At 60.0% G+C, this 21371-nt stretch carries 17 protein-coding genes; 9 read left to right on the top strand and 8 right to left on the bottom strand.

From position 1 onward, the window contains the following. Positions 1-7 precede the first annotated feature (7 nt). From trxA to P5706_RS31640, 5 genes are all read left to right on the top strand, one after another. A complete protein-coding gene (trxA, locus tag P5706_RS31660) occupies positions 8-337 on the top strand; it encodes a thioredoxin TrxA (protein ID WP_003213989.1) in 330 nt (109 codons plus the stop codon). Between the two features lie 235 nt (positions 338-572). Beyond that, positions 573-1832: a transcription termination factor Rho gene (rho, locus tag P5706_RS31655; protein ID WP_003176825.1), complete on the top strand. Its 1260-nt coding sequence runs from the start codon at positions 573-575 to the stop codon at positions 1830-1832. Positions 1833-1988: 156 nt separating this feature from the next. After that, positions 1989-3992 carry an acyltransferase family protein gene (locus P5706_RS31650; protein WP_285684363.1) on the top strand — a complete coding sequence of 668 codons (2004 nt, stop codon included), beginning with the start codon at positions 1989-1991 and terminating at the stop codon, positions 3990-3992. A gap of 59 nt (positions 3993-4051) precedes the next feature. Beyond that, positions 4052-5518: a 4-hydroxy-3-polyprenylbenzoate decarboxylase gene (ubiD, locus tag P5706_RS31645; RefSeq protein WP_285684361.1), complete on the top strand. Its 1467-nt coding sequence runs from the start codon at positions 4052-4054 to the stop codon at positions 5516-5518. Beyond that, on the top strand, positions 5518-6486 hold the full coding sequence (locus P5706_RS31640; protein ID WP_285684359.1) for a CDP-6-deoxy-delta-3,4-glucoseen reductase: 969 nt from the start codon (positions 5518-5520) through the stop codon (positions 6484-6486). Before ubiD ends, P5706_RS31640 begins: the two co-directional genes overlap by 1 nt. 62 nt (positions 6487-6548) lie before the next feature. Here P5706_RS31640 and P5706_RS31635 read toward each other — a convergent pair whose 3' ends face one another. After that, positions 6549-7025: a sn-glycerol-3-phosphate transporter gene (locus P5706_RS31635; protein ID WP_200433079.1), complete on the bottom strand. Its 477-nt coding sequence runs from the start codon at positions 7023-7025 to the stop codon at positions 6549-6551. Positions 7026-7326: 301 nt separating this feature from the next. On the opposite strand from P5706_RS31635, the gene P5706_RS31630 reads away from it, so the two are divergent. Together P5706_RS31630 and P5706_RS31625 are read left to right on the top strand one after the other, a co-directional pair. Then, positions 7327-9708, top strand: coding sequence for a TonB-dependent receptor plug domain-containing protein (locus P5706_RS31630; protein ID WP_200433078.1), 2382 nt, complete (start codon positions 7327-7329; stop codon positions 9706-9708). Between the two features lie 26 nt (positions 9709-9734). Then, positions 9735-10388 carry a gamma-glutamylcyclotransferase gene (locus tag P5706_RS31625; protein WP_017135258.1) on the top strand — a complete coding sequence of 218 codons (654 nt, stop codon included), beginning with the start codon at positions 9735-9737 and terminating at the stop codon, positions 10386-10388. On the opposite strand, the gene glpT is transcribed toward P5706_RS31625, so the two are convergent. Further along, the gene (gene glpT, locus P5706_RS31620; RefSeq protein WP_053258586.1) at positions 10385-11722 is read right to left on the bottom strand and encodes a glycerol-3-phosphate transporter; all 1338 of its coding nucleotides are present in this window, start codon (positions 11720-11722) and stop codon (positions 10385-10387) included. The genes P5706_RS31625 and glpT overlap by 4 nt on opposite strands. 284 nt (positions 11723-12006) lie before the next feature. Beyond that, positions 12007-12984, bottom strand: coding sequence for an NADPH:quinone oxidoreductase family protein (locus P5706_RS31615; RefSeq protein WP_099488362.1), 978 nt, complete (start codon positions 12982-12984; stop codon positions 12007-12009). A 150-nt stretch (positions 12985-13134) separates the two neighbouring features. Here P5706_RS31615 and P5706_RS31610 point away from each other — a divergent pair, with 150 nt between their 5' ends. Next, entirely contained in the window at positions 13135-13542 is a 408-nt protein-coding gene (locus P5706_RS31610; protein WP_200433076.1) for a flagellar basal body-associated protein FliL, read from the top strand. Here the strand turns inward: P5706_RS31610 and P5706_RS31605 are convergent. The 5 genes from P5706_RS31605 to P5706_RS31585 all read right to left on the bottom strand — a co-directional run bounded on the left by P5706_RS31605 (position 13532) and on the right by P5706_RS31585 (position 21022). After that, positions 13532-15535: an acyltransferase family protein gene (locus P5706_RS31605; protein ID WP_285684351.1), complete on the bottom strand. Its 2004-nt coding sequence runs from the start codon at positions 15533-15535 to the stop codon at positions 13532-13534. The two genes, P5706_RS31610 and P5706_RS31605, sit on opposite strands and share 11 nt — an antisense overlap. Positions 15536-15634: 99 nt before the next feature. After that, positions 15635-16753, bottom strand: a complete 1119-nt coding sequence (locus tag P5706_RS31600; protein WP_285684349.1) for an ABC transporter permease — start codon at positions 16751-16753, stop codon at positions 15635-15637. Then, positions 16753-19470, bottom strand: coding sequence for a ribosome-associated ATPase/putative transporter RbbA (rbbA, locus tag P5706_RS31595; protein WP_285684346.1), 2718 nt, complete (start codon positions 19468-19470; stop codon positions 16753-16755). Before rbbA ends, P5706_RS31600 begins: the two co-directional genes overlap by 1 nt. Then, positions 19467-20432, bottom strand: a complete 966-nt coding sequence (locus P5706_RS31590; protein ID WP_285684344.1) for an HlyD family secretion protein — start codon at positions 20430-20432, stop codon at positions 19467-19469. The genes rbbA and P5706_RS31590 overlap by 4 nt, the downstream gene beginning before the upstream one ends. A 140-nt stretch (positions 20433-20572) precedes the next feature. Beyond that, positions 20573-21022: an EVE domain-containing protein gene (locus tag P5706_RS31585; RefSeq protein WP_200433071.1), complete on the bottom strand. Its 450-nt coding sequence runs from the start codon at positions 21020-21022 to the stop codon at positions 20573-20575. A 194-nt stretch (positions 21023-21216) separates the two neighbouring features. Here P5706_RS31585 and P5706_RS31580 point away from each other — a divergent pair, with 194 nt between their 5' ends. Then, the gene (locus P5706_RS31580; RefSeq protein WP_285684340.1) at positions 21217-21366 is read left to right on the top strand and encodes a hypothetical protein; all 150 of its coding nucleotides are present in this window, start codon (positions 21217-21219) and stop codon (positions 21364-21366) included. Positions 21367-21371 lie beyond the last annotated feature (5 nt).

Below are 21371 nucleotides of genomic sequence, written 5' to 3'. Positions count from 1 at the left end.
GACATCCATGAGCAACGATCTTATCAAGCACGTCACCGACGCGACCTTTGAGGCCGAAGTACTCAAGGCTCAAGGCCCGGTACTGGTTGACTACTGGGCTGAATGGTGTGGCCCTTGCAAAATGATCGCCCCTGTTCTGGACGATATTGCGACCACCTACGAAGGCAAGCTGACCATTGCCAAGCTGAACATCGACGACAACCAGGAAACCCCGGCCAAGCACGGCGTGCGTGGTATCCCGACCCTGATGCTGTTCAAGAACGGCAACGTCGAAGCCACTAAAGTGGGCGCGCTGTCGAAGTCCCAGCTGCAAGCTTTCCTCGACGCGAACATCTAAGCGTCGTCAAAAAAGCCCCGCAAAATAGCGGGGCTTTTTCGTGAAACAGGGCTAGACGCTCCGAAATTCAGGTGGTACATTCGGCCCCGCACTGGTTTCTCCACTGCCCCCTGCAAGCCGTCGCCGACGCATTCCTTTTCGATTAGTACGCGATCCTGTCGCCTTCTCTGCGGCGCGGCCTCATTAAGCCAAAAGCTTAATTTCCCCCCTCCATAAATGATTACGTCATTCCTATATGAATCTGACTGAACTCAAGCAAAAGCCGATTACCGACCTGCTCCAATTGGCCGAAGAAATGGGCATAGAAAATATGGCCCGTTCGCGCAAGCAGGACGTGATTTTCTCCCTGCTCAAAAAGCACGCGAAAAGCGGCGAGGAAATCTCCGGTGATGGCGTGCTGGAGATTCTCCAGGACGGCTTCGGCTTCCTCCGCTCTGCAGACGCTTCCTATCTTGCCGGCCCAGACGATATCTACGTCTCGCCGAGCCAGATCCGTCGCTTCAACTTGCGCACCGGTGACACCATCGTCGGCAAGATCCGTCCTCCGAAGGAAGGCGAGCGTTATTTCGCCCTGCTCAAGGTCGACACGATCAACTTCGATCGTCCTGAGAACGCGAAGAACAAGATTCTCTTCGAGAACCTGACGCCGCTGTTCCCGACTGTGCGCATGAAGATGGAAGCCGGTAACGGCTCCACCGAAGACTTGACCGGTCGTGTCATCGACCTGTGCGCCCCGATCGGCAAAGGCCAGCGCGGCCTGATCGTTGCACCGCCGAAAGCCGGTAAGACCATCATGCTGCAGAACATTGCAGCGAACATCGCGCGCAACAACCCGGAAGTTCACCTGATCGTATTGCTGATCGATGAGCGCCCGGAAGAAGTGACCGAAATGCAGCGCACCGTGCGCGGCGAAGTGGTTGCCTCGACGTTCGATGAGCCGCCAACCCGCCACGTGCAGGTTGCCGAAATGGTGATCGAGAAGGCCAAGCGCCTGGTCGAACACAAGAAAGACGTGGTGATCCTGCTCGACTCCATCACCCGTCTGGCGCGTGCCTACAACACCGTGATCCCAAGCTCCGGCAAGGTACTCACCGGTGGTGTCGATGCCCACGCCCTGGAGAAACCAAAGCGTTTCTTCGGCGCTGCGCGCAACATCGAAGAAGGCGGCTCGCTGACCATTATCGCCACCGCACTGGTTGAAACCGGTTCGAAAATGGACGAAGTGATCTACGAAGAGTTCAAGGGTACCGGCAACATGGAACTGCCTCTGGACCGTCGTATCGCTGAAAAGCGTGTGTTCCCTGCGATCAACATCAACCGCTCCGGCACCCGCCGTGAAGAGTTGCTGACTGCCGATGACGAACTGCAGCGCATGTGGATCCTGCGCAAGCTGCTGCACCCGATGGACGAAGTAGCCGCCATCGAGTTCCTGATCGACAAGTTGAAAACCACCAAGACTAACGACGAGTTCTTCCTGTCGATGAAGCGTAAGTAATACGACGTTTCAGGTCCAAAAAATGGCGCCCTTCGGGGCGCCATTTTTTTTTGCATCGGAAAAGAGATATTTGTGCGGCATTAGTGTCAGTTAAGAAACAAAAAGGCTGAGCGAGGCTACGCTCATCTCCATTCGAATCAGGCTGATCTACGATATATGACCGCTCTTGCTTACCGAAGAGACATTGATGGCCTGCGCGCCATTGCTGTCCTCGCTGTCGTGCTGTTCCATTTTGGCGTTCCTGGTATTACTGGCGGTTTTGTCGGCGTTGATGTGTTCTTCGTGATTTCAGGCTTCCTGATTACCTCGATCATCTGGCGCGAACGTGAGGCCGGGCGTTTCAGCTTTGTCGATTTCTGGGCGCGACGAGCGCGGCGTATCCTGCCTGCGTTGCTTGTGATGATGTTCATCTCGTTGGTGGCCGGCTGGTTCCTGATGGCGCCCAAAGATTACTCAGAGCTTGGGCGCTCGATACACAATCAGGTTATTTTCATCTCCAATCTGTTCTTCATGCGTCAGGACGGCTACTTCGATACAGCCTCCGATATGAAGCCGATGTTGCACACGTGGTCGCTGTCGGTTGAAGAGCAGTTCTACATCGCCTTCCCACTCTTGCTCGCGCTGTTGTCGAGCCGCCTGAAGCAATGGCGCAGCGCCTTGTTTGTATTGATGCTGGTGTCGTTTGCGGCGAGCGTGTGGGCCGTGGCCCATGAGCCGGACAAAGCCTTCTTCCTGCTGCCTATGCGTGCGTGGGAATTGTTGGCCGGGTCCATGCTGGCGGTGATGCCGGCGCGGGCCCAGCGGACAAGTCCCCTGTTGGCGCAAGCTGTCAGTCTGTTCAGCCTGGGCCTGATTCTGGTAGCTGTGTTTGGTTACGACGCCAGCACCGCGTTCCCTGGCGCTGCGGCCTTGTTGCCGGTACTGGGTGTGGTCGGGCTGATTTGGGCTAACGGCCAACACACCACCTGGGTAGGGCGCTTGCTGGGCAGTCGCGTGCTGGTCGGCATTGGGCTGATTTCCTATTCGTGGTACCTGTGGCACTGGCCGGTGCTGGTGTTTGGCAAGTACGCGAGTATTTTTGGCCTGTCGTCCTGGGCGCTGGCGGGTCTGTTCGTCTTGAGCCTGATGCTGGGTTACGCGTCCTGGCGGTTCGTCGAGGGACCGTTTCGTGAGCGGCGTTTGCTGGCCGGTCGCCGGTCGATCCTGATCGCAGGCGTTGTCGGCCTCGCTGGCCTGGGCCTGATCGGCAAAGGCCTGGTGTGGTCGGATGGGTTTGCGTCGCGGTTGTCAGCCCAGGCGTTGCAATTTGCCCAGGCGCATACCTGGAGCCCTACGCTCATGAGCTGCCTGTCGGATGACAAGAAAGACCCACACCGCAAACTTTGCCATTTTGGCCCGCAGGCGAGTGCTACCCGCGCATTGGTCTGGGGCGACAGCCATGCCTCGGCACTCATTCCAGCGTTGAACGACGGCTCGCGCAAGTACGACTTCGGTATCACCCAGGCCGGTTACGCCGGTTGCCTGCCGTTCGACCGCAAAGAAAACACCCCAGGCTGCCGGGCGTTCAACGAGCGTGTCACCCAGTTGTTGAGCGCGGAACAGTTCAGTGATGTGGTGCTGGTAGCCCGCTGGAGCCTTTACGTATATGGCCAGCGCTCCGGCGACACCGGCGCTTCCCTTCATGACCCGCAAACGGGCAAGTACGACCGCGCCGTCGCTGAACGACTGTTTGCCGAGGGTGTGAGTGCGCTGGTGCAGCAACTGCGCGCCAGCGGGCACAGGGTGTGGTTGGTCAAGGAGGTGCCGCTGCAGGCATTCAACGTGCCTTACCGGCTCAGCCGCCTGGCGATGCTGGGGCGCCCGACCGACCGCGAAGGCTTGCCCCTGGCCGAGCACGTCGAACGCCAGGCCTATATCAGCAGTGTTTTTGCGCGCATCGCCGCGGCCGACCCCGGTGTGCAGGTCATGGACCCCGCGCCCAAGCTGTGCGAGACGAATGGCTGGTGTCGGGTCGAACGCGATGGCCAGTCGCTGTATACCGATGACAACCATCTCTCGGCCGTAGGCACGCGATATGTGGAAGGGTTCCTCGAGCCCTTCTTCCACACCTTGCGTAATGCGTCCGTTGAGTCGGGTGTGAGTCGCAATGACGTGCAATAAGCTGCCAGCGCTCGTAAGAGCAGGTAGGATGTACGCCTATTTTACGGGTGGCATGGTTAATGAAATTCAAGGATCTTCGGGATTTCGTGCAGCAACTTGAGCAGCGCGGAGAGTTGAAACGTATCCAGGTGCCGATTTCCCCGGTGCTGGAAATGACTGAGATTTGCGACCGTACCTTGCGCAACAAGGGCCCGGCGCTGCTGTTCGAAAACCCGACCGGCTTTGATATCCCGGTGCTCGGTAACCTGTTCGGCACGCCCGACCGCGTTGCGTTTGGCATGGGCGCCGAGTCGGTCAGCGAGCTGCGCGAGATCGGCAAGCTGCTGGCCTTCCTCAAGGAGCCCGAGCCGCCCAAGGGCTTGAAGGACGCCTGGTCGAAGCTGCCGATCTTCCGCAAGATCATTGCCATGGCGCCCAAGGTGGTCAAGGACGCGGTGTGCCAGGAAGTGGTCATCGAAGGCGACGACGTTGACCTGGGCATGCTGCCGGTGCAGACCTGCTGGCCGGGCGACGTCGGCCCGCTGATCACTTGGGGCCTGACCGTCACCAAAGGCCCGAACAAGGATCGCCAGAACCTGGGTATCTACCGTCAGCAAGTGATCGGCCGCAATAAGGTGATCATGCGCTGGCTGAGCCACCGTGGCGGCGCGCTGGACTTCCGTGAATGGTGCGAAAAGCACCCTGGCAAGCCGTTCCCTGTGTCTGTGGCCCTGGGCGCCGACCCGGCGACCATTCTTGGCGCCGTGACGCCGGTACCCGACAGCCTGTCCGAATATGCCTTCGCCGGCCTGCTGCGCGGCAACCGTACCGAGCTGGTGAAGTGCCGTGGCAACGACCTGCAAGTGCCGGCCACCGCTGAAATCATCCTCGAAGGCGTGATTCATCCGGGCGAAATGGCCGATGAAGGCCCTTACGGCGACCACACCGGCTACTACAACGAAGTCGACAGCTTCCCGGTGTTCACCGTCGAGCGCATCACCCACCGGGTCAAACCGATCTACCACAGCACCTACACCGGCCGTCCGCCGGATGAGCCGGCCATTCTCGGTGTGGCGCTCAACGAAGTGTTCGTGCCGATCCTGCAAAAGCAGTTCCCGGAAATTACCGACTTCTACCTGCCGCCCGAGGGCTGCTCGTACCGCATGGCCATCGTGACCATGAAGAAGTCGTACCCAGGCCATGCCAAGCGGGTAATGCTCGGTGTGTGGTCGTTTTTGCGACAGTTCATGTACACCAAGTTCGTTATCGTCACCGACGACGACATTAACGCCCGGGACTGGAATGACGTGATCTGGGCCATCACTACGCGCATGGACCCCAAGCGCGACACGGTGATGATCGACAACACGCCGATCGACTACCTCGACTTTGCTTCGCCGGTATCGGGCCTGGGTTCGAAGATGGGCCTGGATGCCACCCATAAATGGCCGGGTGAGACCACCCGTGAGTGGGGCCGGGTGATCGTCAAGGATGAAGCCGTCACCGCACGTGTTGATGCGATCTGGAAAGAATTGGGAATAGATTGATGCGTGTAACCCTGCAACCTTCCGGCGCCGTACTGGAGCTGGTCCCTGGCGAGCGAATCCTCGAAGGCGCGCGCCGCCTGGGCTACGAATGCCCACAGGCGTGTCGCAACGGCGTGTGCCATGTGTGCGCTGCGCTGCTGGTGGAAGGCCGGGTGCAGCAAGCCGGTGAGGTGCGTGACCATGGTGAGTTCTACACTTGCATCGCCGAACCGCTGGAAGATTGCATTGTGTTGTGGGATGGCGTGCTGGCGCCGGGAGAGTTGCCGTTGCGCAAGTTGTCGTGCCAATTAAGTGAATGCGTGGACGTCGGTGGCGATGTATGGCGCGTGCGCCTGCGCGCTCCGGCCGGCAAGTCGGTGCGTTATCACGCGGGTCAGTACTTGATGATCGAGCGCGACAACGGCGATAAATCGGCGTTTTCCCTGGCCTCGGCGCCCCATGGCGGGCGCGAGCTGGAACTGCATGTGTTGGTTCGCGAGGACAGTGCGCGCAATTTGATCGAGCAGTTGCAGCGTAACCAGATGGCCCGTGTTGAACTGCCGTTTGGTGATACGCACTTGGCCGAACTGCCGGACGGGCCATTGGTGTTGATCGCCGCCGGCACCGGCATGGCGCAGATGCACAGCCTTATCGAACACTGCCGCGCCTCGGGCTTCAAGCACCCGGTGCACCTGTATTGGGGCGTGCGCCGCCCGGAAGACTTCTACGAAATCGAACACTGGGAGCAATGGCAGCAACTGCCCAACCTGTTCCTGCACAAAGTGGTCAGCGACCTGTGCGGTTGGGAAGGGCGTTGCGGGCTGTTGCATGAGGCCGTGTGTGAAGACATCAGCGACCTCAAGGCCGTGCATGTCTACGCCAGTGGTTCGCCGGCGATGATTTACGGCACGCTGGACGCATTGGTCGACGCAGGTATGGATGCACACCAGATGCGCGCCGATGTGTTCGCTTATGCGCCACGCCCTTGAAGCCTTGAGCTGAACCCATGTGGGAGCAGGCAAGCCAGCTCCCACATGGGTATGCGGCGTTCTTAGAAACGCACGCCTGCAGTCAGCATCGCCGCATTGAAGCCCAGCAACACCAACTCGCTGGCCACCGGGCCAAAGTTAACGCCCACAGATGGAATGATCGCCGGTGCCACGCCATAACGGTTGAGCGGGATCTTGTCGCGGTACTTACCGCGATAGCCCTGTAGAGCGCCTGCCGTCACCTTCATATAAAACGGTGAGTCGCCAATATCGTAGCGCTTGCCGGCGTATAGGTAGTACGAGCGCTGGCTGAACGAATTGCGAAACGTCGCCCCGCCATATACCAATCCCGACGCTTCATTGCGCTCCAGGTTGATCAAATCCTGATTGTTATTGTGCTTTGGGTCCGGCGAAAAATGTCGGGTGTAGAGGCTGGTCTGGGCGTACCAGAAGCCTTTGTCGTCTTTGACGGCGGCCTCGGAGGCCAGGGCAGCAGTGGTTTGCAGCAAAAGCAGCAGACCGGAAACAAGGTATTTCATGAATCGACCTCGATAGTCGTTTGAAGAGGCGGCTAATGTGGGTCGCTGAACATCAGCAGTGTGGCGGCTTATGTTGGGCGTGACCTGAACCAGCGCTGAAAACACGGCCGCCTATGCTTATGCAATTAAGATATTTTAGATGTAGGGATAATCTCATTAAGCTATAAGGCAACGGACTACCGACTTATCATTAATAACCAGTAACTGACCGCCACCGCCCGCCAGCCGGACCGATCGTGTGAACTCAGAGCATTGAAGCTCTGACTTTTTGATTGCCAGGTTCGAATGGCAGGGGAGCGGTATGGGGAGTTACAAGAAACATGCGTACACAGCTATTTTGTCGGCCAATTTGCTGACTGCTGTGGGATTCAATCCAGTCTGGGCGGACGCAACAGGCGCTGATGCACCAAAACTCGACACCGTGATCGTCACCGGTACTCGCGCCCAAGAGCGCACCGCCAGTGCCTCGTTGTCGCCCATCGATGTCATTTCCGGTGACACATTGCGCAGCACCGGCTCCGATGAGCTGGGCGCGGTATTGGCGCGCCTGATTCCATCCATCAACTTTCCGCGCCCAAGCCTGGTGGACGGTGCCGAACTGGTACGCCCGGCGCAGTTGCGTGGCCTGTCGCCGGATCAAGTGCTGGTGCTGGTCAACGGTAAACGCCGCCACACCAGTGCCTTCGTCAACCTGGGCGGAGCTGTGGGGCGCGGTTCGGCGCCCGCGGATTTGAATGCGATCCCGCTGTCGGCGGTCGACCACATCGAAGTGCTGCGCGATGGCGCGTCGGCGCGCTATGGCTCGGACGCGATTGCCGGGGTGATCAACGTGATCCTCAAGCACGACGACCACGGCGGCTCTGTCTCGACCAAGTTTGGCGAGTACAAGAAGGGCGACGGCATCCAGCGCAACGTCAGCGGCAACACCGGGTTTGCCTTGGGCGATAACGGCTTTATCAACGTCTCGGGCGAAGGCGCCGACAATGACTACACCAACCGCGCCGGCGACGATTTCCGCCCAGGTAGCGTAGGTTCCACCACCTATGGCCAGCGCGTGTTCCGTCAGGGCGAGCCGGCCACCAATGAAGGCAAATTCCAGTTCAACTCCGAATATTCCTTCAATGATGCGGCCGAGTTCTACACCTTCGGCGGCTACAGCAAGCGGCGTGGCGAAACGGCGGCGTTCTATCGGGCGAGCAACGCGTCCAACAACATCCCGGCACTCAACCCCAATGGCTATCTGCCGCTGATCAAGGGCAACCTGGAAGACACGTCCTTGGTGGTCGGCCTGCGCGGCTTGCTGGCCTACGACTGGCATTACGACCTGTCGGCCAACTACGGCAAAAACCAGTACGAACTGGGCACTGAAACCATCAACACCTCACTCGGCCTGGCCACGCCGCGCAAATTTAACAACGGCACCTTGAGCAACGATCAGCGCCAGGTCAGCCTGGATCTGTCCCGTGAGTTCGACGTGGGCTTTTTACCGTACCCGGTGTCGGTGGCCTTTGGCGGCGAATACCTGCGCCAGGGGTATCAAATTGAAGCGGGCGAACCGGCGTCCTACTACCAGACCGGCAGTTCGGGCCTGGGTGGGTTCCGAGATGCCGATGCCGGCAGCACCTCGCGGCACAACTGGGCTCAGTACCTGGACCTGGAAACCAACTTCACCGAGAAACTCAGCGCATCGGCCGCCGTGCGTCATGAGGACTACAGTGACTTCGGCTCCAATGTCAGCGGCTCGCTGTCGGCGCGTTATGACTTCACCCCGCAAGTGGCCTTGCGTGGCAGCATTTCCAATGGTTTCCGTGCGCCATCCCTGGCCCAGCAAAACTTTGCCTACACCTCGTCTCAGCTGATCGGCAACACCATCCAGGAGGCCGGCACCTTCCCGGCCAACAGCCAGGTTGCCCGCCTGTTGGGCGCCGAAGACCTCAAAGCCGAGAAGTCGCGCAACTATAGCCTCGGCCTGGTGCTGGAGCCTGCCGATGACCTGACCGTGACACTCGACGTGTACCGCATCGACATCCGCGACCGCATCAGCCTGTCGTCCAACCTCAATCTCAACCCGGCCACCATTGCCTATCTGCAAGCCAATGGTGTCGGCAATATCAACTACACCAGCGCCCGTTACTTCACCAACGCCACCGACACCAGCACCGACGGTGTCGACCTGGTGGCCAACTATCGTTACCAGTTCGATAACGGCATCCGCTGGAACAGCACAGTGGGCTACAACTACAACCACACCAACGTTACCGACGTGAAGCCCAACCCGGCGATTCTGGACGGCCTGGGCGCCAACCTGGTGCGGGTAGACCGTCGTGAGCGCATTGGTTTGCTAGGCGATACCACGCCGCAGCACAAGCTCAGCCTGGGCAACGACTTCACCTACGGTAATTGGGCGCTGCACAGCAACCTGGTGCGCTATGGTGAATTCACCAGTTACCAGGCCGATAAGGTCAACGACCAGACTTTCAAGGCCGCCTGGGTGCTGGACCTGTCGGCAGACTACAAGCTCAAGAACTGGACCTTCACCCTGGGCGGCGACAACATCACCGATAAATACCCGGAGAAGGTCAACGCCTACGCCAGCAGCGGCGGCAACCTCGCCTATAGCACTTTTTCGCCGTACGGTTACAGCGGCGCGTTTTATTACGGTAAAGTTGCTTACAACTGGTAACACGCAGGAGACCTAAGCGATCCGCCATGACCGTTATTGAAACCGATCTGTTGCAATTGGCTTACCCTCCGCGGCTCGATCTGGGGCCGCAACTGACTCACGAGCAATTAATGAGTTCGATGCAGGCCACCATGGCCAGGCATAAGGGCGGGCCGGTCTGGCTATTCGCTTATGGTTCGCTGATCTGGCGTCCCGAATGCTCGTCGACCCAGCGCATGCGCGCTCGGGTTCACGGCTACCATCGCGGCCTGTACCTATGGTCACACGAGCATCGAGGCACGCCGGAGTCGCCGGGGTTGGTGTTCGGCCTGGATCGTGGCGGTTCTTGCAGTGGGTTTGCCTACCGCTTACCGGAGGACCAGCTTGAGGCTTCTCTGTATGCCTTGTGGCAGCGCGAGATGCCGTACCCGTCGTACCGGCCGCACTGGCTCAGCTGCCGCTTGGAAGATGGCAGTCAGGTGCAAGCGTTAGGGTTTGTGCTGGAGCGGCACTTGCCCAGCTATGCTGGCAACCTGCCCGATATCGTGCTTAACCACGTGTTGGAAAGCGCTTGCGGGCGTTACGGCACCACTCGCGATTATGTCGAGCAGACCGTGAACGCCCTGCGTAGCCACGCCATGCCAGATAAGAATCTGGAGGCGCGGCTCAAGCGTTGTGCCAAAGACTGCGGCGGGAATTAACGCGCCGAGCTGACACTGTTGGTGTGCCACAGCGTTGGGATCAGGAAGGCAATCGCCAACAGGCACGCGCCCACCAGCAACACAAAGCCACCGTCCCAGCCGAAATGGTCCACGGTGTAGCCCATGGCCGCACTGGCTGCCACCGAACCACCCAAATAACCAAACAAGCCCGTGAAACCAGCAGCGGTGCCCGCCGCTTTTTTCGGCGCCAGTTCCAGCGCCTGCAGGCCGATCAGCATCACCGGGCCGTAGATCAGGAAGCCGATGGAGAACAGCGCAATCATGTCGACCATTGGGTTGCCTGGCGGGTTGAGCCAGTAAACCAGGGTCGCCACGGTGACCAACGCCATGAACACGATGCCGGTCAGGCCACGGTTGCCACGGAAGATCTTGTCCGACATCCAGCCGCACAGCAGCGTGCCTGGAATACCCGCCCACTCATAGAAGAAGTACGCCCACGAGGTTTTATCCACGTCGAAGTGCTTGGCTTCCTTGAGGTAAGTCGGTGCCCAGTCCAGCACGCCATAACGCAGCAGGTAGACGAACACGTTGGCGAAGGCGATGTACCACAGCATTTTGTTGCGCAGCACGTACTTGACGAAGATTTCCTTGGCGCTGAACTCGTCTTCGTGGCTGGCGTTGTAGCCTTCCGGGTAGTCGTTCTTGTACTGCTCGATGGGCGGCAGGCCAACCGATTGCGGGGTGTCGCGCATGGTGATGAAGGCAAATGCCGCCACGGCCAATGCCACGGTCGCCGGCACATAGAACGCCGCGTGCCAGTCGTTGAACCAGGCCATGCCCAGCAGGAACAGCGGGCCGATCAGGCCGCCACCGACGTTATGCGCCACGTTCCACACCGACACCACGCCGCCGCGCTCTTTCTGCGACCACCAGTGCACCATGGTGCGTCCACTTGGCGGCCAACCCATGCCTTGGGCCCAGCCGTTGATGAACAGCAAAATGAACATCATGGTCACGCTGGACGTTGCCCAAGGCGCGAAACCGAAAATGAACATTACCCCGGCCGATATCAACAGGCCGAAGGGCAAGAAGTAGCGCGGGTTGGAGCGGTCGGACACCAGCCCCATCAGGAACTTGGACAAGCCATAGGCAATCGCGATAGCCGACATGGCCAGGCCCAGCTCGCCACGGGTGTAACCCTCGTCGATCAGGTACGGCATGGCCAGCGAGAAGTTTTTGCGCAGCAGGTAGTAGCCCGCGTAACCAAAGAAAATACCGGCGAAGATCTGCCAGCGCAGCCGTCGATAGGTACTGTCTATTTTTTCTTCAGGCAGGGGCGCCTGGTGTGCGGCAGGACGAAAGAAAGCAAACATTCAAGAGCTCCAAATTTCTTGTTTTGACTGCGGATGCGAATGTTACAGTTTCGTTACCGAAAATAGCATCGCCTCTTATCTGCAAACACAGGAAATTGGAGTGATTGCATGTTCTCTTACGAACATGTCGCGAATAGATAAGTATGGGTCGTGATTGGATTCTTTGAGACGCTGGAGATCAAAAATGTGGGAGCGGGCTTGCCTGCGATAGCGGTCTATCAGTAGTAGCTGTGTGAGCTGACCCACCGCTATCGCAGGCAAGCCAGCTCCCACATGGACCGCATTCAGCGGGTCTGGACGACAACCTTTCCCACAGCCCTGCGCTGCCCCAAGTCATTAATTGCCTGCGCAGCCTGTTCCAGCGGGTATACCTGCGACACCAACGGCTTCAGCTTGCCCTCGCCATACCAGGTGAACAACTGCTGGAAGTTCGCCGCATTGTCCTGCGGCTGGCGCTGGGCGAACGAGCCCCAGAACACCCCCACCACGGACGCACCCTTGAGCAGCGCCAGGTTCACCGGCAACTCGGGAATGCGCCCGCTGGCAAAACCTACCACCAGCAGGCGGCCATTCCAGGCAATGCCGCGCACAGCCTGGTCAAACAGGTCGCCGCCGACAGGGTCGTAGATCACATCGACACCGTTGCCGTCAGTCAGACGCTTGATCTCGTCTTTAAGGCTGGCTTCGCTGTAGTTGATCAGCTCATCCGCGCCGGCTGCCTTGGCCACAGCGAGTTTGTCGGCACTGCTGGCGGCGGCAATCACCCGGGCGCCCATGGCTTTGCCGATTTCTACGGCGGCCAGGCCCACGCCGCCGGACGCGCCAAGTACCAACAGGGTTTCGCCGGGTTGCAGGTTGGCGCGCTGTTTGAGCGCATGCATGGAGGTGCCGTAGGTCATGCTGAACGCAGCGGCGGTGTTGAAATCCATGCTTGGCGGGATCGGCAGCACGTTGTAACCCGGCACCGCGACCTGCTCGGCAAAGCTGCCCCAGCCGGTCAGGGCCATGACCCGGTCGCCGACTTTGAGGTGGCTGACCTTTTCACCGACTTCGCTGACCACGCCAGCCGCTTCGCCACCCGGTGAGAATGGGAAGGGCGGCTTGAACTGGTACTTGCCCTCAATGATCAAGGTGTCCGGGAAATTCACCCCGGCCGCGTGCACGTCCAGCAGGATTTCGTTCTTCTTGATCGCGGGGCTGGCGATCTCTTCCAGCACCAGGGTTTCGGCGGGGCCGAAGGCTTTGCACAGCACAGCTTTCATCGGACTATTCCTTTTGGCGTCGTGGCCGATAAGTGTAGGAGGGTACGCCCGTGGGTCAACGAGCATGCCCGGCCCTGATAAGTCGCCATAAGCTTGTACTCAGCCTTGCTAGCGTTATGCTACCCGGCAACCGAATTCGAGGAATGAACTGTGAAAGCGTGGATCCTGTTGATGCTCGCCCTGACCTTGCCGATGGCAGCCCAGGCCGAAGAAGCAAAAGAAGGCGAGGCGCCTAAGGTCAGCTATATCAGCTTGACCCCTCCATTTGTGGGCAACTACGGCCTGGATGGCACGGCGAAACTGCGGGTGTACAAGGCCGACATCGCCCTGCGCGTGACCGGGCCTGAAGCGGCGGCTGCCGTCAAAGCCAACGACCCGCTGATTCGTAATCAACTGGTGGCGCTGTTTACCCAGCAGACCAACGAAGCCATGAGCACGGTCGAAGGCAAAGAAAAACTGCGCCAGGAAGCCCTGAAGCAGACGCAGCAAGTGATGAACGACGAAACAGGTAAGCCGCAGGTGGAAGACCTGTTGTTCAACAACCTGATCATTCAGTAACGGGCGGTGTTGCTCGCCAGATCCTCAGCAGGGTTGCGGTGAAGTCCGGCTCCAGCACGCGATTGCCGTGGCCGCTCAGGTGGTTGGAGTCGAAATACAGTGGCTTGGCGTTTTCGTCATAAGCCGAACAGGTTGTGCTGGGGCACAGCAGCGGCAACGGGTCCCAGACATGCAACGCCGGATACTTGGCTGTCAGCCGTTGCAGCAGTTGCATTTGCGGCGCGCGCAGCCGTTCGAGTTGGTCACGCGCCATCGTCAGGCCCGGCGCGCAAACCGGATTCATCTGGTTGAACACGTCCGAGCAGCGGTTGGGCGCCGTCTTGAACAGCGGCTTGGGCGCGTCGATCAGGATGTTCAGGCGTGCTGCCTGCAAGCGGCTCAACAGCGTTTCGGCGGCGATTCGCGCCGCTTCAAGGTGTTCTGCAGTCAGTTCGCCCATGGCCTCGTTGACCATGGCCGCTTCACCATTGCGCCACTCGCGCCCGGCCAGTTCCGGCATGCGCAATGAGGCCAAAAACACCACATCCCCGGGCCTGGCACTGGCTTCAATCGCCTTGAGCTGGGTTTCTCGTGACTCGGCGCAGCGTGCAGGGTCGGGGCCGATAAGGCTGACAACGCTACAACCGCCCTTTTCGTACTCCACCACCTTGACGCCAAGTTTGAGTGAAACCAGATTCAGCAGGGTGCGGTAGGCCGCTGTGTGCGAGTCACCGAGGACGAACAACTGACGGCCGCTCAGGTGCGGGTCGTCAAGGGTTTCGATGTCTTCCTGGGGATAATGTTTGTAGGCATACCAGGTGTAGGTGTCACGGGTCTGGCTGATAGAAAGGGCCGCGGGGTCTTTCGCCACCCACTGCGCGCCACCCCAGAGCAGGCCGGTGACCAACATGGTAGTGGCTAACGTCAGCGACGCGTTGCGCTGAATAATCGACTTGCCGTTACGGATCGGCGTTTCTACCCAATGGTACGAAGCCGCCGCGAGCGCCAGCACCAGGCAAGGGTAAAGCAGTTGCACCGCCAGCAGCTCCAGCCCGGTGGTCCAGCGCAAGAATACAAGCACAGGCCAGTGCCACAGATACAGCGAGTACGAAAGTCGCCCGATGTAGGTAAGCACTGGCGTCTGCAGCAGGCGCTGCAATAGGCCCGGCGGTCTGTCGCCCTGTTGCACGATCCCCGCAATCATTAGCAACGAGCCTGCAACGGTCATCAGCGCCCAGGGAAAGGGGAACTGACGCGGATCGGCGAACAGAAAGCCCGTGATCACCAGGGCCAGGCCACCGGTCAGCATCCAGGGCGCAAGACTATCCGAGCGCGGGGACCGATCACGCGTACTCATGAACTGAAACAACATCGCGCCGGCTGCCAGTTCCCAGAACCTCCCGGGCAGCAGGTAAAACGCCGACAGCGGTTGTGCACTCACCTGATAGGCGGCCACCAGCAGCGACGCAAGCGCCGCCAACGGCAGCAACGCGCGAGCGATTACCGCGCGCTGGCCAACACGCAGCCATATGAAGAACAGTGCAGGAAACAGGACGTAGAACTGCTCTTCAACCCCCAGTGACCATGTATGCAGATAGGGGTTGAGTTCGGCGCTGGGCGAAAAGTAGGTGTCCGTGTTCCAGGCCAGGACGAAATTGCTCAGGCCGAAAAATGCCGCCAAGCCTGTGTTGTTGAACAGGTCGCTGAGCCAGAAGGGCGGCATCAGCATCGCCGACAGCACGCAACTGACGCCAAGCACCACGAGCAAAGCAGGCATGATGCGCAGCATGCGGCGACGGTAGAAGTCCGCCAGGTATCGGCCGAAGGTCAGATCGCGGCGTTCCCACAGTGACTGGCTGATCACATAGCCGGAAATCACGAAGAACATGTCCACGCCGGTAAAACCGCCCGGCAACCCGTCGAAGAAGTCCAGATGGAACAGGATGACGCTCAACACGGCCATGGCGCGTAAGCCATCGATCGCCGGCATGTAGGGGGTAGTGAGGCGAGACACGCGGCCTTCCTTGTGCGGTGAGCGGGCACTGATTCTGCCCCACTCCCGCGTAAGCGACGACTGTCTGTTCAGATAGGTATGAGTCAGGGTATTTCCTGATCAGGATGCCAGGCTTTTTCGGAACCTGGCCAACGCCACCGCAAAAAACAGTACACCAATCCCGGCCAGCGCCAGCAGGTCCGGCCACACCACGCTCACCCCAGCATCACGGAACAGAATCGCCGTACTCAAACTCACAAAATGCGTCGACGGCGAGCCCTGCATCACCCATTGCAGCCACTCGGGCATGCTGTCCAACGGCGTACTGCCACCGGACAGCAACAGCATCGGGATGATCACCGGGATCGCCAGCAAACCAAACTGCGGCGTCGAACGGGCCAGCGTGGCGAGAAAGATCCCCAAGGCAGTGCTGGCAAACAGATACAGCGCGGTCACGAACAAAAACAGGCTCAAGGAACCCGCCAACGGTACGCCGAGCAAGCCCTTGACCACCAACTCCAGCGACAGCCACGTACACAGCACCACCACCAGCATGTTGCTCCAGATCTTTGCCAGCATGATTTCCAGTGCTGTCAGCGGCAGCACCAGCAAATGGTCGAGCGTGCCGTGTTCACGCTCGCGCAGCAGCGCGGTGCCGGTGAGCACGATGGCCAGGATAGTGATGTTGTTGACGATCTGGATCACGGCCAAAAACCAGCCGCCTTCCAGGTTGGTGTTGAACAGCGCCCGTGTGGTCAGCCGCGCAGGCGCCTTGCCCGCCGCGTCGGTTTGCCCGCCGTAGCTTTGCAGCTCACGTTGGAAAATCCGGCCGATATAGCCTGCGCCCATAAATGCCTGGCTCATCGCTGTAGCATCGACGTTCACCTGTACGCCCGGCTGGCGCCCGGCCAACAGGTCTGCCTGGAAGTTGGCCGGCATATTGATCACGAAGGTGTATTCGCCGCTGTCCATGACCTTGTCCAACTGGTCGTAGGCCAGTGGCGCAGGCGGCTGAAACTCCGGTGGTTGCAAGGCCTCGGCCATCTGCCGCGACAGCGCGCTGTGGTCTTCATCGATAAAGGCCACGCTGGCGTTGTGCACGCCAATCACCGAACCGGCGGCGGGCATGTAGATCGCCACGGTAAAGGCGTAGAACAGAAACAGCAGCAATACGCTGTCGTGGCGCAGGCTGGTGAGTTCCTTGAGGCCCAGGCGCAGGATGTGAGCGAGCTTGTGCATCAGGCCTCCTGCTTCTTGAGCATGAGCAGGCTCAGCCCGGTGAACCCGACGAAAAACCCGAACAGTGCCAGGCATTGCGGCCACAACTGGCGCAGGTCCAGGGCCTTGGTGAAGGTGCCCACGGCGATATCCAGAAAGTGCCCGGCGGGGAACAACATGCCCATCAGCGCGGCCGCACCTTCCAGCGACGAGCGCGGCACGATCAGCCCGGAGAACTGGATGGTGGGCAGGCTGGTGATGATCATGGTGCCGAGGATCGCCGCGATCTGGGTGCGCGTGAACGCGGAAATCAGCAGGCCCATGCTGGTGGTGGCCAGTACGTACAACAGGCCGCCGAATGCCAGCGCCAGGCCGCTGCCCTTGAACGGCACGCCGAACAGCCAGCGGTTCATGGCCACCAGCAGCGCCAGGTTGACCAGGCTCACGGCCAGATACGGCGCCTGTTTACCCAGCAGGAACTCCAGGCGCGTCAGCGGCGTGGCGTAGAAGTTGGTGATCGACCCCAGCTCTTTTTCGCGCACGATGCCCAGGGCCGTGAGCATTGCCGGGATGAATGCCAGGATCAGCGCCATCACGCCGGGGCCGATGGCGTTTACGCTGACCACGTCCTGGTTATAGCGAAAGCGTGTTTCCAGCTTGGCGGCGGCCGGGTTGCTCTGCGGCAGGCTGCTCAGTTCGGCCAGTTGCGCAAGATTGCCTTGGTGCACCGCTTCTACGTAATTACGGCTGGTTTCGGCGCGAAATGGCATGCCGCCATCGATCCAGGCGGCTACCGTGGGTTGGCGGCCGGCGTACAGGTCGCGGCCAAAACCCGGTGGGATTTCCAGCGCCAGTTTGATTTCCGAACGTTGCAGGCGCCGGTGCAGTTCGCTGGCATCGCGGATGGGGGCCTGTTCTGCGAAGTAGCGCGAGCTGCGGAAGGCTTCCAAGTAGGCGCGGCTTTGCGGAGTCTGGTCCTGGTCGTAGACGGCGAAGGCAAGGTTTTCTACGTCCAGGGAAATGCCGTAACCGAAGATCACCATCATGAACATCGCACCGAGCAGGGCGAAGGCCATGCGCACTTTGTCGCGCAACAGCTCTTTGCCTTCGCGGCTGGCCACGGCCAACAGGCGGGCGACGCTGAAGCCGCGTTTGCTGACGGGCGGCGCGCTGCTTTCGCTGACGGTTTTACTCGGTGCGGTAGGTTCGGCTTCGCCTTGGGCCCGTTCCAGGCAGGTCACGAACGCGGCCTCCAAGGTGTCGCCGTGGAATTGCTGTTGCAATGCATCGGGTGTGTCGCAGGCCAGCACTGTGCCCGCGTGCATCAAGGAGATGCGGTCGCAGCGCTGGGCCTCGTTCATAAAGTGGGTGGACAGGAAGATCGTCACGCCTTGCTCGCGGGACAATTGAACCAACAGTCGCCAGAAATCATCCCGCGCCGCCGGGTCGACGCCCGAAGTGGGCTCGTCGAGAATCAGCACTTCCGGGCGATGCAGCACCGCCACTGCCAATGACAGGCGCTGGCGCAGGCCCAAGGGCAATTCCCCCGACGGTTGCTCGGCCACTTCACCGAGGTCGAAGCGCTGGATCAACTCGTCGATACGCGGGCCGCTGTCGGCCTTGGGCAAGTCGAACAGTTGCGCATGCAGCACCAGGTTCTGACGCACGCTGAGTTCGCCGTAGAGCGAGAAGCTTTGCGACATGAACCCCACGCGCTTGCGAGTGGCCAGGTCCTTGGCATTTACCGGGTTGCCGAGCAGCGTGGCACTGCCTTCGGTGGCCGGCACTAGCCCGGTGAGGACTTTCATGGTGGTGGTTTTGCCGCAGCCGTTGGAGCCGAGGAAGCCGAAGATTTCACCGCGGCCAATTGCGAAGCTGACCTTGTTCACCGCAGTGAAATCCCCAAAGCGCAGCGTCAGGTCGTGAGCTTCGATGGCGATATCGGCGTTGCTGCTTTCGCGCGGTGGAATCACCAACGGCTGGTTGTTGTGGGCGCTGTCACCCTGGAAATGGGTAAAGGCCTCATCGAGTTTGCCGCTGGGTGTGATGGCTGCCAGTTCGTGGCTCAAGCCGTCGGCGATGAGTTTGCCGCGATCGAGCATGAGGCAATGTTCAAACTGTTCGGCTTCTTCCATGTAGGCCGTCGCCACCAGCAGCGTCAGCTGTGGGCGCTCGCTGCGTACGGTTTCCACCAGCTCCCAGAAACGTCGGCGCGACAGCGGGTCGACGCCGGTGGTGGGCTCGTCGAGGATCAACAAATCAGGGTCATGGATCAGCGCACAACACAGGCCGAGCTTTTGTTTCATGCCGCCGGACAGCTTGCCGGCCGGGCGCTCGGCGAAGCGCGCGAGGTCGGTGGCCAGCAGCAGGTTGTGCATGCGTTGCTCGCAATCGGCTTTCGACAGGCCGAACAACGTGGCGAAGAAACGGATGTTCTCGCTAATGGACAACTCAGGGTAAAGGTTGCCGCCCAGGCCTTGGGGCATAAAGGCGATGCGTGGGTACAGGCTATTGCGGTGGCGGCGATCTTCGATGGAGCCGCCGAGCACCTCAAGCTGGCCTGCCTGCAGTTTCTTAACCCCGGCAATCAGCCCCAGCAAACTCGACTTGCCCGCGCCATCCGGGCCGATCAACCCACAGCGGGTGCCGGCCGGCAGGCTGAAGGCAATGTCGATCAGTGCCTGTTGCTTGCCGTAACAGTGGTGGATACCGGTGGCGTGCAGCGCCAGGCCGGTCATTGCAGGTTGGCCGGCCAGTCGATATCAGCCGTGCGCACATAACCGGCGCCGGGCATGCCCGGTTTGGCTTGTGGTACGGCGCTGGGTTGAGTCAGGCGCAGCTTGACGCGGAACACCAGCTTCTGGCGTTCGTCGCGGGTCTCCACCTCTTTAGGGGTGAATTGCGATTTGGCTGCGACAAAGCTGATTTTCGCCGGCAGCGGCTGCTGGGGCAGGGCGTCGAGCAGGATGCGTGCGTCGCTGCCGACGGTCAGGCGGCCGGTAACGGAAGCGGGCAGGTAGAGGTTCATGTACTGATCATTCGGATCAATCAGCAGTAACACTCTGCCGCCCGCGCCGAGCACTTCACCGGGCTCGGCCAGGCGCAATTGAATGATGCCGTCGATGGGCGCGCGCAGGCTGCTGTCGTCGATTTCGCTGGTGAGCTGGGCCACCTGGGCCTGTGCCGCGCCGATGGCCGCTTTCACCGCGTTGACCTGAGCTTGCGCGGCGATCACGGCCGCGTTGCCGGTGTTCTGGTGTGCTTGCTGCTGGTCGATCAACTGGCTGCTGGCAAAGCCGCGCTTGTACAACTCTTGGGTGCGCTTGAGTTCCTGGTTGGCTAGCAATTGTTCGCTTTGGCGCAACTGTACGTTGGCCTCGGCGGCAGCGAAGTTTTCCTTGGCGCGCAGCACTTCGGCTTCGGCTTGGGTGCGCTGGGCTTCGAGGGTGCGGGTGTCCATGCGTGCGAGCAATTGGCCTTTGAGCACCTTGTCGCCTTCATCCACACGCACTTCGGCCAGGCGCCCGGGGATCTTGGCGGCAATCTGCACTTCGGTGGATTCCAGGCGCCCATTGCCCATGCTCAGGCCAGCGGGCAGGCGGTCCTGGGTCGATCGCCAGTAACCGAAGCCACCGGCACCCAGCAACAAGGCAATGAGTGCGACAGCGAAAAGGCGCGACATAGTGTGATTTGTAGACATGGCTGCATCCTGCGGCATAAGCGTCCTAGTTTGACCGATAGCGCCCGAAGGCTCTTGATACCGGTCAAATGAAGCGCAAGCCTAACCCGCTTGGCGTGCAGATGCATGCACCACGGGTGTGACCGCAGGGTTCTGCCTGTTCAGCGCAGGGCGAGCACCGCTGCCCATTGTTCGGCCGTCACCGGCATCACTGACAATCGGCTGCCTTTTTGCACCAGCGGTAATTCGGCGAGGGCAGTTTGTTGTTTCAGGTAGCCAAGGCCCAGCACCTTGGGAAATGTCTCAACGTGGGCTACGTTGAGTGCCGTCCACGGGTTTTTCTCCGGCGTGGCTTTGGCATCGAAATAGTGGCTTTCGGGTTCCAGCGCGGTTGGGTCCGGATAGGCAGCCTCGACAATTTTGCCGATACCGGCAATGCCCGGCTCAGGGCAGCTGGAGTGGTAGAAGAAAAATTCATCGCCAACGGCCATGGCTCGCAGAAAGTTGCGTGCCTGGTAATTGCGCACGCCGTCCCAGCGCGTTTCACCGAGCGTTTCCAGGCCTTTGATGGACAGTTCGTCGGGCTCGGATTTCATCAGCCAGTAGGCCATTTTGGGGCTCCTGAAAAAGGCATTGGGCAAGTTGTCAGGCAATTCCATGACAAACCGACAGTCGGTTGGCGTCAAGGTTTGCGTGTTGGTTCACGTTACCGCAGAATGCCCGCTTTTAAGCTTGGCGCAGCTGCAACGGACTACTTTGGAACGTTGTTGTCATCGTGTACGAGATGCCTGAAGGGGGGCAATCGATGCAACGTAAACCGGATTTACTATGGATTTTGGTTATTTTGTTTGGTCTGGGCGTCGTGACCACCGGGTATGCCCAGAGCTTGTGGTCGAACAAGACTGATGCACCTGCTGAACTGGCTCAGCAGCAGCCACAACCGTTCAAGCGTTAACACCT

It is taken from the genome of Pseudomonas sp. ChxA (assembly GCF_030263855.1).
GTDB lineage: Bacteria > Pseudomonadota > Gammaproteobacteria > Pseudomonadales > Pseudomonadaceae > Aquipseudomonas > Aquipseudomonas fluorescens_CB.
Note: the sequence above shows the minus strand (reverse complement) of the source record. Positions and strands in the feature narration are given on the sequence as shown.

Bases quoted from the DNA above. Each gene is read 5' to 3' on its own strand.
- trxA (WP_003213989.1), top strand. From the start codon at position 8: ATGAGCAACGATCTTATCAAGCACGTCACCGACGCGACCTTTGAGGCC.
- rho (WP_003176825.1), top strand. From the start codon at position 573: ATGAATCTGACTGAACTCAAGCAAAAGCCGATTACCGACCTGCTCCAA.
- P5706_RS31650 (WP_285684363.1), top strand. From the start codon at position 1,989: ATGACCGCTCTTGCTTACCGAAGAGACATTGATGGCCTGCGCGCCATT.
- ubiD (WP_285684361.1), top strand. From the start codon at position 4,052: ATGAAATTCAAGGATCTTCGGGATTTCGTGCAGCAACTTGAGCAGCGC.
- P5706_RS31640 (WP_285684359.1), top strand. From the start codon at position 5,518: ATGCGTGTAACCCTGCAACCTTCCGGCGCCGTACTGGAGCTGGTCCCT.
- P5706_RS31635 (WP_200433079.1), bottom strand. From the start codon at position 7,025: ATGAAATACCTTGTTTCCGGTCTGCTGCTTTTGCTGCAAACCACTGCT.
- P5706_RS31630 (WP_200433078.1), top strand. From the start codon at position 7,327: ATGGGGAGTTACAAGAAACATGCGTACACAGCTATTTTGTCGGCCAAT.
- P5706_RS31625 (WP_017135258.1), top strand. From the start codon at position 9,735: ATGACCGTTATTGAAACCGATCTGTTGCAATTGGCTTACCCTCCGCGG.
- glpT (WP_053258586.1), bottom strand. From the start codon at position 11,722: ATGTTTGCTTTCTTTCGTCCTGCCGCACACCAGGCGCCCCTGCCTGAA.
- P5706_RS31615 (WP_099488362.1), bottom strand. From the start codon at position 12,984: ATGAAAGCTGTGCTGTGCAAAGCCTTCGGCCCCGCCGAAACCCTGGTG.
- P5706_RS31600 (WP_285684349.1), bottom strand. From the start codon at position 16,753: ATGCACAAGCTCGCTCACATCCTGCGCCTGGGCCTCAAGGAACTCACC.
- rbbA (WP_285684346.1), bottom strand. From the start codon at position 19,470: ATGACCGGCCTGGCGCTGCACGCCACCGGTATCCACCACTGTTACGGC.
- P5706_RS31590 (WP_285684344.1), bottom strand. From the start codon at position 20,432: ATGTCTACAAATCACACTATGTCGCGCCTTTTCGCTGTCGCACTCATT.
- P5706_RS31585 (WP_200433071.1), bottom strand. From the start codon at position 21,022: ATGGCCTACTGGCTGATGAAATCCGAGCCCGACGAACTGTCCATCAAA.
- P5706_RS31580 (WP_285684340.1), top strand. From the start codon at position 21,217: ATGCAACGTAAACCGGATTTACTATGGATTTTGGTTATTTTGTTTGGT.